Source organism: Nitrosophilus labii, assembly GCF_014466985.1.
Classification (GTDB): Bacteria; Campylobacterota; Campylobacteria; order Campylobacterales; family Nitratiruptoraceae; genus Nitrosophilus_A; species Nitrosophilus_A labii.
Genome location: NZ_AP022826.1, coordinates 1,326,939 through 1,341,741, shown reverse-complemented (window position 1 = coordinate 1,341,741; position 14,803 = coordinate 1,326,939). Strand labels below are relative to the sequence as shown.

Genomic DNA, 14,803 nt, shown 5'->3' with positions numbered 1-14,803 from the left:
ACTTTAGGAGATGAAATGGAAATAACAGCGAAAGATTTACGATTTAATACCGCGGAGATTTTTGACGTTTTAAGTAAAGGAGAGGATATTATCATTACCTACAGAGGTAAAGCTAAAGCGAAGTTGATAGGCCTCAATAAGCAAAAAAAGAAAGAGGATATTGCATTTGGAATGTGGCGTGATCAGAGTGAAGAGGTAAATGAGATAGTACGAAAGATGAGAAAAGGTAGAAGATTTGATATATGATTATCTTGTTGATACGGATGTAATGATATGGTATTTTCGTGGAAATGAAAATGCTAGAGAAATGCTTCATAAAATCGATTTTGCTATCTCTTGTGTGACATATATGGAGCTTTTGCAAGATATGCGAAACAAGCATGAATTGAAGCAGTTTCAAAAGATGATCACTTCTTGGAATATCAAAGTGGTCTATATAGATGAGGAGATTTCAGCAAAGGCTACACATTATATGGAAGAGTATTTTTTGAGCCATTCATTGGAGTTGGCAGATAGCCTCATAGGTGCTACATGTACCAAACATGGACTAACACTTGTTGCGGCAAATGATAAACACTATAAATTTTTAAATGATCTTGATATTTTAGTTTTTAGACCATGAACATCACCGGTACTCTCATTAACTACTACTTTCACTGCAAGACGCAAGCCTGGCTTCACGCAAATCGCATAAACCTTGAAGACAATAGCGAAGATGTAAGAATCGGAAAAGTTTTACACGAGATCAATGAAACAAGAGTCGATGAGGTTAGTTTTGAAAGTATAAAACTTGACAAAATAACAAAAGATTATGTTATCGAGGTAAAAAAGAGCGATAGCGACTTAGAAGCTGCAAAGTGGCAATTGCTCTACTATCTCTATAAACTCAAGCAAAAGGGGATTGTCAAAAAGGGACGATTGGAGATTTTTGAGAAAAGTAGGCAGGAAAAAAAGCGCTTTGAAGTGATTTTGAACGAAAAGAGCGAAGCAAAGCTCCTTGAAGTTATAAACAATCTAGAAAAGCTTATAGCAAAGTCTTCGCCTCCGAAGCCCGAGTTTAATAAAAAGTGTAAAAAGTGTGCTTATTATGAGTATTGTTTCGTTTAGAAGAGGTTTAAAATGGATGATTTCATAGAGTTGGCAGAGCTCATTGAAGAGTATAGAGTAAAGATTGCGGATTTGAGTGATTATGAGAGCTACTACTACATAGATTATGTGCAACTAAGTATGGACTTTGAGAAGATTTTATCAGGTATTAAAGATTTTATAAATACTAAATTTGCTGGAAAATTTATGCAAACCTATAACAGTGATAAAGAGATTCTTGGTGAGATTGAGCAGGTATTGCAAGAATTTATGCAAGAAGTTAAGAAACTTAAAGGTGTCTATAAAAGTTTGAAAAAATATGAGCCTTATGATGAGGTATTAAAAATCTATAAAAAAATCGTTGCCAAAATCCTTAATCAGATCGACATATTTTTGATCAAGCTTGAAAATATTGTTTTAAAAGGGGGCGAGGGAAGTTTACAGCTTGAGTTAGATATATCTAAAGAGATAGATGAGTTAAGAGAAAAGCTACATAATACAGATACGACATTACTTAGTTTTCTAGCAGGTTTTGGACTTGGATGGTTTATTTTTGGTGGAGATGGTGAATGAAAACAAGATATATTTTATCTATGGGTGAGTTAAAGAGAAAAGATAATTCAATAGCGTTTAAAAACGAAAAAGGATGGAACTATATACCAATAGAGGGTGTCCGAGAGATTTACTTTTTCAATGAAGTGAGTTTAAACTCTAAATTTCTAGATTTTTTAGCAAGAGCCGGCGTCGTTGCACACTTTTTTAACTATTATGGGCAGTATAGCGGAACTTTTTATCCTAAAGATTATCTTATCAGTGGAGATTTGACAGTTAAACAATCTTTAGCTTTTGTTGAAAAGCGATTAATGATAGCAAAATCGATAGTATATGCTATAGCTAAAAATTTATATGAAGTTTTATACCATTATTATCGACATGGAAATAAAGAGTTAAAGCCTTTTTTGGATTGGTTGCGAACGGACATAGATAAGTTACTTGAAAAGGAGTTGCATATAAGGCAGATCCTATTTATAGAAGGGCAAATTTGGAGTAGGTTTTATGACAGTTTCAAATATTTCTTACCAAAAGACTTTCTAATGTATAAACGAGTTAAGCGGCCACCTAACAATCCAATGAATGCGCTTGTAAGTTTTGGTAATACTCTTTTATATACCAAAACAATTACCGCAATCTACCATACTCACCTAAATCAATCTATCAGCTATCTGCACGAACCGAGAGAGGCAAGGTTTAGCTTGAGTTTGGATTTGAGTGAAGCGTTTAAACCTATAATAGTTTTTAAGACGATTTTTGAGTTGGTAAATCGTAGAAAATTACAAGTTTCAAAACATTTTGAGAAAAAGTTAAATTATGCTCTGTTAAACGATGATGGAAAGAAGATCTTTTTAGAAGCTTTTGAAAACAGGATTAACGAGAAGTTTAAACATACTACTTTAAAACGTCTCGTCTCTTACAATAGAGCCATCAAGCTTGATGGTTATAAACTTATAAAGTTTTTAATAGAGGGTAAAGAGTTTGTTCCATTTTTGCTAAAGGATAAAAAGTGAAGAGTTATAAGTATAACTACGTTTTTTTGATGTATGATATTGCGGATGAAGAGAGTGAAGCGGGAAAATATAGAGTGGCAAAAGTATTTAAAATATGCAAAAGATATCTTTCTCACCATCAAAAAAGCGTATTTAGAGGAGAGATAACTCCAGCAAATCTTTTAAAGTTAATAAAAGAGTTAAAAACCGTTATAGATGAAGAGTTAGATTATATTTCGATTATAAAGCTTCCAAATGCATCCTCATTTTGCGAAGAGAAAATAGGTACAAAAAAAATTGACGGCGAATCTATTTTTATTTAGATTTCCAATCGATTTTTTTTGACAATTTGAAAAAACTATCGGTATAATAGACTGTAGATGAAGTTCTTTGTCAATTTATTGTCAAGTTTCTTTATGATTGGAAAAAATATTTTAAAAAGGCCTAGACTAGGACTTTTTTTGAAAATGAATAATAGCAAAATACCTAAATTATTTTCGTTCAACCGATACATATGATGTATTGAAATATCCTTGATTATTCGCCTATATTAACAATTGTTGATGTTCAACCGATACATATGATGTATTGAAATTCTAACTCTTTCTCTTTCGGCTTTTCTTGCTTCTGCGTTCAACCGATACATATGATGTATTGAAATAACAAAACAGCGACTGGAACAGCAGTATCGAAAATCGTTCAACCGATACATATGATGTATTGAAATTCATTCAGGCAAAGATGGAAGAAGCAGGGGTGCAAGGTTCAACCGATACATATGATGTATTGAAATAGATGTGTTTAGCAAGACAGCACACAGATTTTATCGTTCAACCGATACATATGATGTATTGAAATCCTCGTCCGTTTTGGCTCTTATGACTATCTTTGCGTGTTCAACCGATACATATGATGTATTGAAATGTTCGCTGTCGCCTTGCAAACATTCAGACAGCATTCTGTTCAACCGATACATATGATGTATTGAAATATGTTTCTATGTAAGTATCGTTTGTAAAATCAACGGGTTCAACCGATACATATGATGTATTGAAATAACAAGAGGCGTGCCCTGGTTACATAGCGCTATGGTGTTCAACCGATACATATGATGTATTGAAATTCTTTTGCTCCTGTTTTTTTTCTTGCTTGCCTTTTTGTTCAACCGATACATATGATGTATTGAAATAGTTTTTTGACTTGCGAAGCTGCTTTATCAGTAACTGTTCAACCGATACATATGATGTATTGAAATTCCGTCATTTAGATATTTAAATATGCTTGTCTGCACGTTCAACCGATACATATGATGTATTGAAATGAGCGATTATAGATGTTACAGCGCTGGTTTTTTTAAGTTCAACCGATACATATGATGTATTGAAATTTTACATACAAATACATATATCTATAATTATCTCCGTTCAACCGATACATATGATGTATTGAAATTTGTGATATAGGTTGTGTCTATATCGCCGCCCATTAGTTCAACCGATACATATGATGTATTGAAATATGTTTAAGTTTTTCGCCTACAACTTGAACAATTGCGTTCAACCGATACATATGATGTATTGAAATTCAGCAGAATATCCACTACTATACCAGCTATCCATAAGTTCAACCGATACATATGATGTATTGAAATTATTCAAACTCGATAGATTCTCTTCTTGCTTTTAGTGTTCAACCGATACATATGATGTATTGAAATATGGTATTTTTTCGCTATCTTCTATAAAATATTTGAGTTCAACCGATACATATGATGTATTGAAATCCGTTTGCACCAGCGCCATTTATAGCAGCTTTGTGTTCAACCGATACATATGATGTATTGAAATGATCAAGTCCGCCCCACATACCAACAATTAAATCTGGTTCAACCGATACATATGATGTATTGAAATGGTTTAAACGCAGGCGGTCTTTTGTGTTGTGATTCTGTTCAACCGATACATATGATGTATTGAAATTTTAACCAAAAACCAGCAACGCCTTTAAATTCTGCTTGTTCAACCGATACATATGATGTATTGAAATTAGCCAATCCTTTATGTAGTCTTTATAAAGATACTTGTTCAACCGATACATATGATGTATTGAAATTTCCTACCGAAGCTCCTATAACTTGCGATATAGAAAGTTCAACCGATACATATGATGTATTGAAATTTTTTTTAGGCGGTTTGACAAACTTTGCCCAGTTCAGTTCAACCGATACATATGATGTATTGAAATGGGTCTCTTGTTAGTCTAAAAATATGTGTTATTTGGTTCAACCGATACATATGATGTATTGAAATATAACCATTTCATGTATCGTATATCCCACCGATACAGTTCAACCGATACATATGATGTATTGAAATAGGTAACTTCTAATCTCTAATTAGAAGCTATCCCCTCGTTCAACCGATACATATGATGTATTGAAATCTCCATAAGCTACCGCACTTTTCACATTGGTATTTAGGTTCAACCGATACATATGATGTATTGAAATTTGCTTATGGTCCCGCCTTTTATTTTCATCTCTATAGTTCAACCGATACATATGATGTATTGAAATAATTATGTTAGCCACCGAACAATTCGGAGAGTACGGGTTCAACCGATACATATGATGTATTGAAATGCTATTTTCTTGTAATTAGGATTAAGTATTCTTAGGTTCAACCGATACATATGATGTATTGAAATGGGCATAATGGCACTTGACGATGATCATTTGTGCCAAAGTTCAACCGATACATATGATGTATTGAAATAGCGTTACGGCTGGATTAGCCTCTGCAATAGGCTCGTTCAACCGATACATATGATGTATTGAAATACCTTCATAAAGCCTTTGGCAATTAACCACTCAATGTTCAACCGATACATATGATGTATTGAAATACCATAACCGTGATGAAGTTATCGGGGTGGTAGAAAGTTCAACCGATACATATGATGTATTGAAATACTTTTAATAATGACCGGCTGCTGCATGGGGTGATAGTTCAACCGATACATATGATGTATTGAAATGATGCTGGGGTGAAGTTTCTCTTTTGAGGTTTGTGCGTTCAACCGATACATATGATGTATTGAAATATTTGTAAAATGTTGATTGGTTGTATCGTCTGACTCGTTCAACCGATACATATGATGTATTGAAATCGGTTATGGTTGAAAAGCAACGGCGCACCGTTTAATGTTCAACCGATACATATGATGTATTGAAATTCATAAATCCCTAAAACAGTTAAACTTGTTAAGCTGGTTCAACCGATACATATGATGTATTGAAATAACACACCTGGCTCTACTTCTTGGACAGGGTTACCGTTCAACCGATACATATGATGTATTGAAATGTTTTATATAGGCTGGAGAGCTTCAGGTAATTTTGGGTTCAACCGATACATATGATGTATTGAAATACATCTACACAAAAACAAAAGAAAAAAAGAAAACTGTTCAACCGATACATATGATGTATTGAAATTCTGAAGTAAACAGCTTATCAAGAGTGTCTCCAACGGTTCAACCGATACATATGATGTATTGAAATACTTTATAATTATCTGGTGGAGTACTGCTTGTTACGTTCAACCGATACATATGATGTATTGAAATCCGTCTTTACAGCAGTAAAACTATCGGAATAGGTTTGTTCAACCGATACATATGATGTATTGAAATGTCGATATGGCGCAAGTATTGGTGGACTTAAGAAACGTTCAACCGATACATATGATGTATTGAAATAGATGTGGAAAGGGTAAGCAATGGCAAACTTTCTATGTTCAACCGATACATATGATGTATTGAAATTCTTTAAAAAAAGTTAGAAACTCTCTATGTATAGTGTTCAACCGATACATATGATGTATTGAAATTTGATTTTAGGTAATAATGACTGGACATCTTTAATGTTCAACCGATACATATGATGTATTGAAATAATTAAAATTATTTGAGTTATTAAAATAGTTTATTATGTTCAACCGATACATATGATGTATTGAAATTCAGGTCCTGTGCTAAAGTTTCTAAACTCCAAAGAGGTTCAACCGATACATATGATGTATTGAAATGCTTGGATTGTCTATTGCAAGCAGGAAAAAACTTGGGTTCAACCGATACATATGATGTATTGAAATAATATATCTTCATCAAAATTATTTAAAGCTTCCAAGTTCAACCGATACATATGATGTATTGAAATGCTTGATGCACAATTGCAAAGTGAAATTACCCAATGTTCAACCGATACATATGATGTATTGAAATTTGATCTTGTTATCAATATGGATAGCCTCCAACATAGTTCAACCGATACATATGATGTATTGAAATTCCATTTTTACTCTTTTTTTGCTTTTTTATGAAATTGTTCAACCGATACATATGATGTATTGAAATAATAACCCCTTATGCAGAAGGTGGAATTGTAACAAGTTCAACCGATACATATGATGTATTGAAATTTACAAAAACAACCTACACGCTTGTCGTTTTATGAAAGTTCAACCGATACATATGATGTATTGAAATCGGAATGACATCCTTATCAAATGCCGCTTACGGCTCGTTCAACCGATACATATGATGTATTGAAATATGCCTGAAAATATCAAGATAGCCTTAATTGATATGGTTCAACCGATACATATGATGTATTGAAATAAAATAGAAAAGGGCAGGTGATGGAAGAGCGAATTTGTTCAACCGATACATATGATGTATTGAAATTATCCACAAACTCTTTTATATCGCCTCTTTTAATTGGTTCAACCGATACATATGATGTATTGAAATATTAAGTGAATATATAGACTGTAACCCTACGCTAAAGTTCAACCGATACATATGATGTATTGAAATGCTATATGGATATTGGCTTTCAAGACCTCGTCGTAAAGTTCAACCGATACATATGATGTATTGAAATTTTTTAAAACTGCCTTTTAGTATCAGTTCAGGTTCAGTTCAACCGATACATATGATGTATTGAAATGGAAGAGATAGACGGCAAAGAGGTTGTAAATATAGACGTTCAACCGATACATATGATGTATTGAAATAAAGAGACGGCTCTATTATAAGCAACATAGCAAAACGTTCAACCGATACATATGATGTATTGAAATTTTAAATAAGCTTTGATATCGAGCCAAGCGGTGAAGTTCAACCGATACATATGATGTATTGAAATAGATAGATAAATTTTGTATCTTTAAACATAGAAAGATTCAACGAGAGCGTTAGAAATTTCGTGTTAGTCTGATAGTTAGATAAAATAAGGAAGAGAAAGGACTGACATGGAAGAGAAGTTTAATTTTGAAAAAGCAGTAAAAGAATTGCTATCAGGGAAGAAGATAAGCGGTAAAGACGGAGTATAGTCCTCCTTCGTGCGGGGTTGTCACTACGCTCGGACGGTTACAAGTTTTAACAGATTTAAACAATCGAGGAGTTCAAGATATCCTAATAGTTTCAGTTGATGGGCTTAAAGGATTTCCAGAAGCTATCAATGCAATATTTCCAAAAACAGAAGTACAGCTATGCGTGGTTCATCAAATTAGAAACTCAATACGCTATGTTGCCTCAAAAGACCAGAAAGAGTTTATGAAAGATCTCAAACTTATATATCAAGCTATCTCGTCCGAGCGAAGCGACAACCCCGCAACGAAGTGAGGATAAAAGAGGCAGCCGAGGAACAGCTTGAAAGACTTGAAGAGAAATGGGGCAAAAAATATCTCATCGTCATCAACTCCTGGAAAAATAAGTGGGAGAATCTATCAAACTATTTCAAATATCCAGAACCTATACGAAAGATCATTTACACCACAAACATCATCGAATCGGTACATCGGCAATTCAGAAAACTGACAAAAACAAAAGGAGTATTCCCAAATGAAAATTCACTATTAAAGTTGCTCTATATGGGAATACAGAATGCTCAGAAAAAATGGACAATGCCAATCAAAAACTGGTAACTGATACTTTCACAGCTGGCTATATTCTTTGAAGGAAGATTAGAAAGTGCTCTTGAGTTATGATACAATTTTAAGAACTATTTGGTGCTGATACGGAATTATGAACGATCTTCTACAGTTAGACTAAAGATAGATTACACAAAAGATATATACTAAAAAAATTAATCTATTATTTTAACTTGATGTTTTTTCTTTCTTTTATATAGCTCTAATGCCTCTTTTTTGATATTATGCGGTATTTTTTTGGATTCTTTTTGATATTTGTAGAACTCTATCTTTTTTAAAAACTTTTTTACCTCCTTATCGTTTGGGGCTATTTTTTGTAAAACTATAGAAAATTTGTACAAATCCTCTTTATTTTTAAGTTTTGGCTTGTAGAGGTTTTTTTGTCTTTTAGATTTTGAAATAACAATAATAAATATGAAAATAAAACCAAAAAATAGTACCAATAAATAATTGTGATAAAAGTTAGGTAAAGGTAAAAGTTCCATTATTTTCCTAAAAAATAGTGTTGAAGTTTTATAAAAATTTCATCATTATCAAAAATTTCAATAAAACCTATCCCGTTTTCTCTAAACTTTATATAATTTTTTTGTAGCTCTTTTTCGATATTTTTACCATATTTTTTTAAATTTTTACTATTTAGCATATAGCTTATGTTTTTAAAGTTTTCGTTATCCACAAGTTCAGCTTCATCGCCCCTGTTGATGCCTTTTTCTATACTGTCTCTTGCTACAATGGCTAATATTTCATGTTTTTGGCTAAAAAGCGTTAAATCTATATCATATAGAAAATCTCCTAAAAATATAACAAAAGATTTCTCTTTTATTGCATAAAAGAGTTCGTTTATAGAGTTAAAGGCAGGCTTTAAACCTACTAACTCTATTGAATCTATGTTATATAACTCTTCTTCCACATTAAAAATGTTTTTATAAGGTAAAGATAGTTTTATACTGTTTTGTAAAATATATCCGCTTCTAAAAATATCTCCTGATTTTATCGATGAAAAGCCTAAAATGGCAAAAGCCTCAAGAAGAGTCTCTATTTTTAATCTTTTTGAGCCAAAAAAGAGAGAACCTGATAACAGAAAAACTGCTACTATATTTCTTCTTTTTTCTTCCTGATTTACACGAACGTAGGGTTTTTGCATTTTGGCCGAAATTAACCAGTCGATCTTTTTAGCGTCACTCTCAAAATCATACTCTTTTAGCTCTAAAAAGTCGTATCCTTCACCGCTAACATTTGTACTGTAAACTCCTACCGAGTTTGAAAAAACCTCTTTTTTAGTTTTTATTATAAGTGTTTCTATATCCATTATAAGTGCCCTTAATCCTATGGTATCGGCAGCTCTTTTATTATCTCATCTAAAATATAATCTGGTGTGATATTTTTTGCTCTTGCTTCATACGTTAGAATGACTCTATGGCGCAGAGTAGGTTTTACAACTTCTAGTATATCTTTAGGTGTAACGAAATCTTTTCCCTTTAGATAGGCTTTGGCTTTTGAAGTTTTTAAGAGATCGATACTTCCTCTCGGACTGCTTCCATACATCAAGTTTTGATGTTTTCTTGTTGAAAAGACTATATTTAGTATATATTTTTTAAGTTCATCATCTATATGAACATTTTCAACCTCATTTTTTGCATTTTCTATCGTCTTTGCGTCGGCTACCTGCTTTATTTCTATGTTGAAATTTTTTTCGGCTCTGTTTAGGATCTCAAACTCATCACTAATATCCGGATAGTCTAATAATATTTTCATCATAAACCTATCAAGCTGAGCTTCAGGCAAAGAGTAGGTACCTTCTTGCTCAATGGGGTTTTGCGTAGCCATAACGATAAAAGGAGTTGGAAGTTTATAACAATTTTCAGCAATTGTTACTTGCCTCTCTTGCATAGCTTCAAGCAGAGCGCTTTGAACTTTAGCAGGCGCTCTGTTGATCTCGTCTGCTAGCAGTAAGTTTGTAAAAACGGGTCCCTGTTTTATATAAAAACTATTCTTTGACATATCATAAATTTGGGCTCCGATTATATCGCTTGGAAGAAGATCGGGAGTGAACTGTACTCTTTTAAAATCGATACCTAGTGTTTTTGCTAAGATATTGACGGTTGTGGTTTTTGCAAGTCCCGGGAGCCCTTCTAAAAGTAGATGCCCTTGGGTCAAGAGTGCAATGAGAATCGATTCTATCATCTCATTTTGTCCCACAATAATTTTTGAAATCTCTTTTTTTATATCTTGAAAAATCATTTGCAACCCTTTTTCCTAATCTCTTTAATTATCTCTTTTTTTATCTTTAAAAGATTTATATCTGTTTTATTTACGATAGCCTCGTCTAATCTGTTTTTTATATTTTCTAAACATTTTGGATATTTTACGGTTATAAAAGCTAAAAGCTCTTTTTCATCTTTTGCCTTCATTATTTTTTCAAACTCTTCTTTTCTAAGAAGCAGATAAACCAGTATCCCACTAACAGAGCCTGCAAAAAAGATAGCAAAATATTTTAAAATCGAAACTAAACTTTTATAAAATGGCTCTATTTTGGGTGGATCGTCTATTTTATCTGCTTTGATTTGGCTTTTTTTAATTTCTATAGAAATAGGTTTTGTCTTTAGAACTAAATACTCTTTATAATCGAACTCTTTAAATTTTACGGATGGAATTGTAAAACTTTTATCAGATATTATCGCATATTGAAAGGTGTAGTCTATTTGGGCGCCGTTTTTGGTATATTTTATCTTTTTGAGGGGTTTATCTTTTAATATTTTTAGATTGTCTTTGTTTGGAAAAATATCTTTTATCTGGGGAGGGTATCCGGTTCCTGTTATATTAAAAGTATAATATATAGGTTCATACTCTTGGGCCGTTTTTTTATCGGTGAAAGTTTTTATACGGAAATTGCCGTAAAGTTCAACTTTTTTTACCGGTTTTACCTTTAAAATCGATGGTTCAACCTTTATGGTATAAATTGTTCCTTCAATGGGAGTTGTTTGCTCGTAGCCTGTTCCTAGTATTTTGTTTTGTATCTCTTCGAAAGGCGCTTTTTTTACGCGAAGTTTATAATCTATTTTGATCTCTCCCTCTTTTAGAGGAAAAACAAGGTATAAAAACTCATATCCGAAATCTCTGCTCTTTTTATTTAATAAAACTACATCGTAGTTTTTACTTTTTATTGGCTCAAAATTGATCCAGTCCACCTCTTCTTTCTTTTTTTCAAAAAATTTCAGATTGATTGTTATCGGCTCTTTGATATATGGATCTTCTTTTGAGATTTCGATCTGATAGTTTGCTGCGAAGATTTTTAAAACAATTAAAATACTACCAAGGATTTTTTTCATTTACGTAACCTTTATTTATAAGTTCATACACTTTTGAACTAACGGGAATAGATTTCGTTTTTTTAAAGGAGATGGAACTATTTTTTGCTTTTTTACCACCTTTGTCGCTAGAACTTTTTATAGCAAGGTTCATATTAGCCGAGCCGGCATTTTTGCTTTTTTGTTTTGAGTTTTCACTTTTTTTTGGGACGATTTTTTGTTTAGAAAAGGGTAAAAGCGGTTTTTTTTGATTTGTTTTAAAAACAAGATTCTCTATTTTTTTAAAAGTACTCTTTTTTGGAAAAAGCTGCATCGATTTTATATAAAACTTTTTAGCTTTATCATAATTTCTCATCTTTTCATAAGCGTATGCGATATTAAAATATATTTTTGATTTTATCTTTTTATCTTTTGTTTTTATGGATTTTAATATTTTTATAGCTTTAGGAAATTTTCCCTCTTTTATTTTGGTGATGCCAAGAGCGAATTTTGCCTCTAGATAGTTAAGGTTTTCAAAAATTTTTTCAGCCTCTTTATAATCTTTTTCGTAAAATTTTTCATAACCTTTTTTTATTTTATACTCATCTAAAACCGATGCGTTTAGTGAAACTATGAGAAGTAGAGGCAGGAGATTTTTTATAAATTTTATTTTTGAAAAGATAGTAGTAAAAATGTAAAGATAGATCATTGTGGCTATAAAAAGAGGGATAAAAAATAACTCTATATAGATTTTTTCTTTATCTTTAGAGTCTATTTTTTTAATACCATCTAAAATATCTAGATAATTTGTTTCATCATAAAACTCATTGCTGCTAAGCTTAGATAACTTGATAAAATCTGGGTTTAATCTACTCACTACCAATCTATTGTCAGAATCCTTTAAAAAGCCTTCATCAGTTGGTATAAGTTCTCCCTCTTTTGTAGCAACTTTAACACCGAATATTTTGATTTTGTTTCTTTTTGCAAGTTGTATTAGCTCTTCGCTATTTTTAAACTCTCCTCCGTCACTGAAAATTACAAGATTTTTTTCACCTTCAAAATTTGCGACAAATTTTAAAAGATTTTCAAAATCTGTTCCTTTTGAGAGAATATATCTTGTATCTATACTATCTAGAGCGATTTTTGATATCTCTTTGTCGTTTGTTGGAGGAGTGATGATCAAAGGGTTAGTTGTGAAAATTATAAGAGAGGTTTTAAGATCTGACATACTTATAAACTGTTTTATCATCTTTTTTGCTTGCGCTAATCTGTTTGGTTTGAAATCTCTTGCGAGCATTGAGTTAGAGACATCAAGCGCGATAAAAATAGTATTTAGAGATTTATTGTCCGTAACACTTTTTTCTATAACTGGTCTGGCTAAAGATATAAAGATAAGTACGACAACAATGGGTAAAAGTTTAAATTTTGAATCACTTTTTTCAATAATAATCTTTTCATTGAAATATATTTTAGCTTGCTTTTTCTTAATATAAAAAAAGAGTAATAGTGAAGGCAGTGTAAAGGCCAAAAACCATGGATAAAGAAAACTCATGTTAACCTTCTATTTTTAATTATGTAGTAAAATATTAAAAAAAGCGCAATCGATAACGGAAAAATAAACAGTTCCCTTTTATTTATATAATTGCCGCTTCTTATAGGACTCTTTTCTAGGGTGTTTAGTTCATCAAATATATTTTTTAAATCTTCACTATTTTTGGCGGTAAACATTTTGCCTTTTGTCTTGGAGGCTATCTTTTGCAAAAGTTTTTTATCAAACTCATCTCCTATCCCTATGGCATATATTTTTATATTTTTCTCTTTTGCCAGTTTTATAGCTTCTTTGGGAGAAATCTGTCCGCTATTGTGATATCCGTCAGTTAAAAGAATTAAGACTTTGTTTTTTGCATTTGACTTTTCAAGTGCTTTAATGGACTGATATATAGCTTCTCCTATTGCCGTGCTATTTCCCGCAATGGACGTATCAAGATAATCAAGTATAAAATTGAGCGCTTTTAAATCGTAAGTAACGGGAGAAGCGATATAGGCAAAAGAGCCAAATACCACAACTCCGATATTATCATCAAATCTCTTTTTTAAAAAATCTTTTGAAAGTTCTAAAACTCTTTGAAATTTGCTTTTGCCGTCCATATCAAAGCCCATTGAACCGCTAGCATCAATGGCTAAAACCAGATCTCTTCCTTTTTTTTGATTGGTTTGAATAAAGGAGTATAAAAAAGGCGAAGTTAGTGAAGCGACAAGAAGAATAAATATCGAAACTATTAAAAAATCTTTTTTGGGCAGCCAAAACTTTGGCAAAAAATCTGTTTTTGAAAAGTATATTTTTATATTTTCTCTTTTGCATCTAAAAAAACATGGAATCAATAGTAAAAGTAGAAAAAAGAGAGGATAATCAAATCCTATATTCACACCAAATTACTCCATAGTACGTAAACTACTCCCGTTAAAAGTCCGGCAAAGATTCCAGCAAGTAGATCGTCGGCCATTACCGCTAGGCCGCCTTTAAATTTTTTTTCCGCTTTACCTATGTATGACGGTTTTGAGATATCTAAAACTCTAAAAAAAATAAAAGCTAAGGTTATCCAGACCAAAGATGTTTTAGGAAGAAGGCTTATTGCTATCCATATTCCTGCTATTTCATCTATAACTATAATACTATCATCATGGGTTTTGTGCTCTTTTTCATATTTGTTAATCTCTCTAACGGCTATTACCGTTATTAAAATAGCCAACAAAAAAAGAGTCGATTGGGGAAAAACTTGTAGTATCAAGAGGGCGATAAAAGCACCAAAAAGTGTTCCCCATGTTCCGGGAGCTTCAGGTAATAGTCCGCTGTAGCAGCCTGTTAAAAAACATTTTCTAAGTTCCATCT

Annotated in this window: 13 protein-coding genes, 1 pseudogene and 1 CRISPR repeat array; of the genes and pseudogenes, 7 read left to right on the top strand and 7 right to left on the bottom strand. The window is 32.2% G+C overall.

Going from position 1 to position 14,803, the window contains the following annotated elements:
* Positions 1-15 precede the first annotated feature (15 nt).
* From NIL_RS06700 to NIL_RS06670, 7 genes and pseudogenes are all read left to right on the top strand, one after another.
* Positions 16-246 carry a type II toxin-antitoxin system Phd/YefM family antitoxin gene (locus tag NIL_RS06700; protein WP_187647037.1) on the top strand — a complete coding sequence of 77 codons (231 nt, stop codon included), beginning with the start codon at positions 16-18 and terminating at the stop codon, positions 244-246.
* The gene (locus NIL_RS06695) at positions 236-622 is read left to right on the top strand and encodes a type II toxin-antitoxin system VapC family toxin (protein WP_187647036.1); all 387 of its coding nucleotides are present in this window, start codon (positions 236-238) and stop codon (positions 620-622) included. The genes NIL_RS06700 and NIL_RS06695 overlap by 11 nt, the downstream gene beginning before the upstream one ends.
* A complete protein-coding gene (locus NIL_RS06690) occupies positions 619-1,107 on the top strand; it encodes a CRISPR-associated protein Cas4 (RefSeq protein WP_187647035.1) in 489 nt (162 codons plus the stop codon). The genes NIL_RS06695 and NIL_RS06690 overlap by 4 nt, the downstream gene beginning before the upstream one ends.
* A gap of 12 nt (positions 1,108-1,119) precedes the next feature.
* Positions 1,120-1,659 carry a hypothetical protein gene (locus NIL_RS06685; RefSeq protein ID WP_187647034.1) on the top strand — a complete coding sequence of 180 codons (540 nt, stop codon included), beginning with the start codon at positions 1,120-1,122 and terminating at the stop codon, positions 1,657-1,659.
* Complete coding sequence (gene cas1b, locus NIL_RS06680) at positions 1,656-2,651, top strand: type I-B CRISPR-associated endonuclease Cas1b (RefSeq protein WP_187647033.1); 996 nt, start codon at positions 1,656-1,658, stop codon at positions 2,649-2,651. The genes NIL_RS06685 and cas1b overlap by 4 nt, the downstream gene beginning before the upstream one ends.
* Positions 2,648-2,953, top strand: a complete 306-nt coding sequence (cas2, locus tag NIL_RS06675; RefSeq protein ID WP_246434419.1) for a CRISPR-associated endonuclease Cas2 — start codon at positions 2,648-2,650, stop codon at positions 2,951-2,953. The genes cas1b and cas2 overlap by 4 nt, the downstream gene beginning before the upstream one ends.
* 176 nt (positions 2,954-3,129) lie before the next feature.
* Positions 3,130-7,839: direct repeats of the CRISPR family, unit length 30 nt; unit sequence GTTCAACCGATACATATGATGTATTGAAAT.
* Between the two features lie 224 nt (positions 7,840-8,063).
* Positions 8,064-8,683 (top strand): annotated as a pseudogene (locus NIL_RS06670) (IS256 family transposase); the annotation flags it as partial.
* A 98-nt stretch (positions 8,684-8,781) separates the two neighbouring features.
* Here the strand turns inward: NIL_RS06670 and NIL_RS06665 are convergent.
* Genes NIL_RS06665 through NIL_RS06635 form a run of 7 tightly spaced genes read right to left on the bottom strand, consistent with a single transcriptional unit; the run spans position 8,782 to position 14,801 of the window.
* Positions 8,782-9,111, bottom strand: a complete 330-nt coding sequence (locus NIL_RS06665; protein WP_187647032.1) for a hypothetical protein — start codon at positions 9,109-9,111, stop codon at positions 8,782-8,784.
* Complete coding sequence (locus NIL_RS06660; protein ID WP_187647031.1) at positions 9,111-9,935, bottom strand: DUF58 domain-containing protein; 825 nt, start codon at positions 9,933-9,935, stop codon at positions 9,111-9,113. The genes NIL_RS06665 and NIL_RS06660 overlap by 1 nt, the downstream gene beginning before the upstream one ends.
* 17 nt (positions 9,936-9,952) lie before the next feature.
* On the bottom strand, positions 9,953-10,867 hold the full coding sequence (locus tag NIL_RS06655) for an AAA family ATPase (protein ID WP_187647030.1): 915 nt from the start codon (positions 10,865-10,867) through the stop codon (positions 9,953-9,955).
* Entirely contained in the window at positions 10,864-11,955 is a 1,092-nt protein-coding gene (locus tag NIL_RS06650; RefSeq protein ID WP_187647029.1) for a BatD family protein, read from the bottom strand. Before NIL_RS06650 ends, NIL_RS06655 begins: the two co-directional genes overlap by 4 nt.
* Positions 11,936-13,465 (bottom strand): DUF6340 family protein, encoded by a 1,530-nt coding sequence (locus NIL_RS06645; RefSeq protein ID WP_187647028.1) that lies wholly within the window; start codon positions 13,463-13,465, stop codon positions 11,936-11,938. The genes NIL_RS06650 and NIL_RS06645 overlap by 20 nt, the downstream gene beginning before the upstream one ends.
* A complete protein-coding gene (locus NIL_RS06640; protein ID WP_197972057.1) occupies positions 13,462-14,340 on the bottom strand; it encodes a vWA domain-containing protein in 879 nt (292 codons plus the stop codon). The genes NIL_RS06645 and NIL_RS06640 overlap by 4 nt, the downstream gene beginning before the upstream one ends.
* Complete coding sequence (locus tag NIL_RS06635) at positions 14,337-14,801, bottom strand: phosphatidylglycerophosphatase A family protein (protein ID WP_187647027.1); 465 nt, start codon at positions 14,799-14,801, stop codon at positions 14,337-14,339. Before NIL_RS06635 ends, NIL_RS06640 begins: the two co-directional genes overlap by 4 nt.
* Positions 14,802-14,803 lie beyond the last annotated feature (2 nt).

Excerpts from the sequence above, each read along its gene's own strand:
- NIL_RS06650 (WP_187647029.1), bottom strand. The coding sequence starts at position 11,955 with ATGAAAAAAATCCTTGGTAGTATTTTAATTGTTTTAAAAATCTTCGCA.
- NIL_RS06690 (WP_187647035.1), top strand. The coding sequence starts at position 619 with ATGAACATCACCGGTACTCTCATTAACTACTACTTTCACTGCAAGACG.
- NIL_RS06645 (WP_187647028.1), bottom strand. The coding sequence starts at position 13,465 with ATGAGTTTTCTTTATCCATGGTTTTTGGCCTTTACACTGCCTTCACTA.
- cas1b (WP_187647033.1), top strand. The coding sequence starts at position 1,656 with ATGAAAACAAGATATATTTTATCTATGGGTGAGTTAAAGAGAAAAGAT.
- NIL_RS06635 (WP_187647027.1), bottom strand. The coding sequence starts at position 14,801 with ATGGAACTTAGAAAATGTTTTTTAACAGGCTGCTACAGCGGACTATTA.
- NIL_RS06660 (WP_187647031.1), bottom strand. The coding sequence starts at position 9,935 with ATGGATATAGAAACACTTATAATAAAAACTAAAAAAGAGGTTTTTTCA.
- NIL_RS06655 (WP_187647030.1), bottom strand. The coding sequence starts at position 10,867 with ATGATTTTTCAAGATATAAAAAAAGAGATTTCAAAAATTATTGTGGGA.
- NIL_RS06665 (WP_187647032.1), bottom strand. The coding sequence starts at position 9,111 with ATGGAACTTTTACCTTTACCTAACTTTTATCACAATTATTTATTGGTA.
- NIL_RS06700 (WP_187647037.1), top strand. The coding sequence starts at position 16 with ATGGAAATAACAGCGAAAGATTTACGATTTAATACCGCGGAGATTTTT.
- NIL_RS06685 (WP_187647034.1), top strand. The coding sequence starts at position 1,120 with ATGGATGATTTCATAGAGTTGGCAGAGCTCATTGAAGAGTATAGAGTA.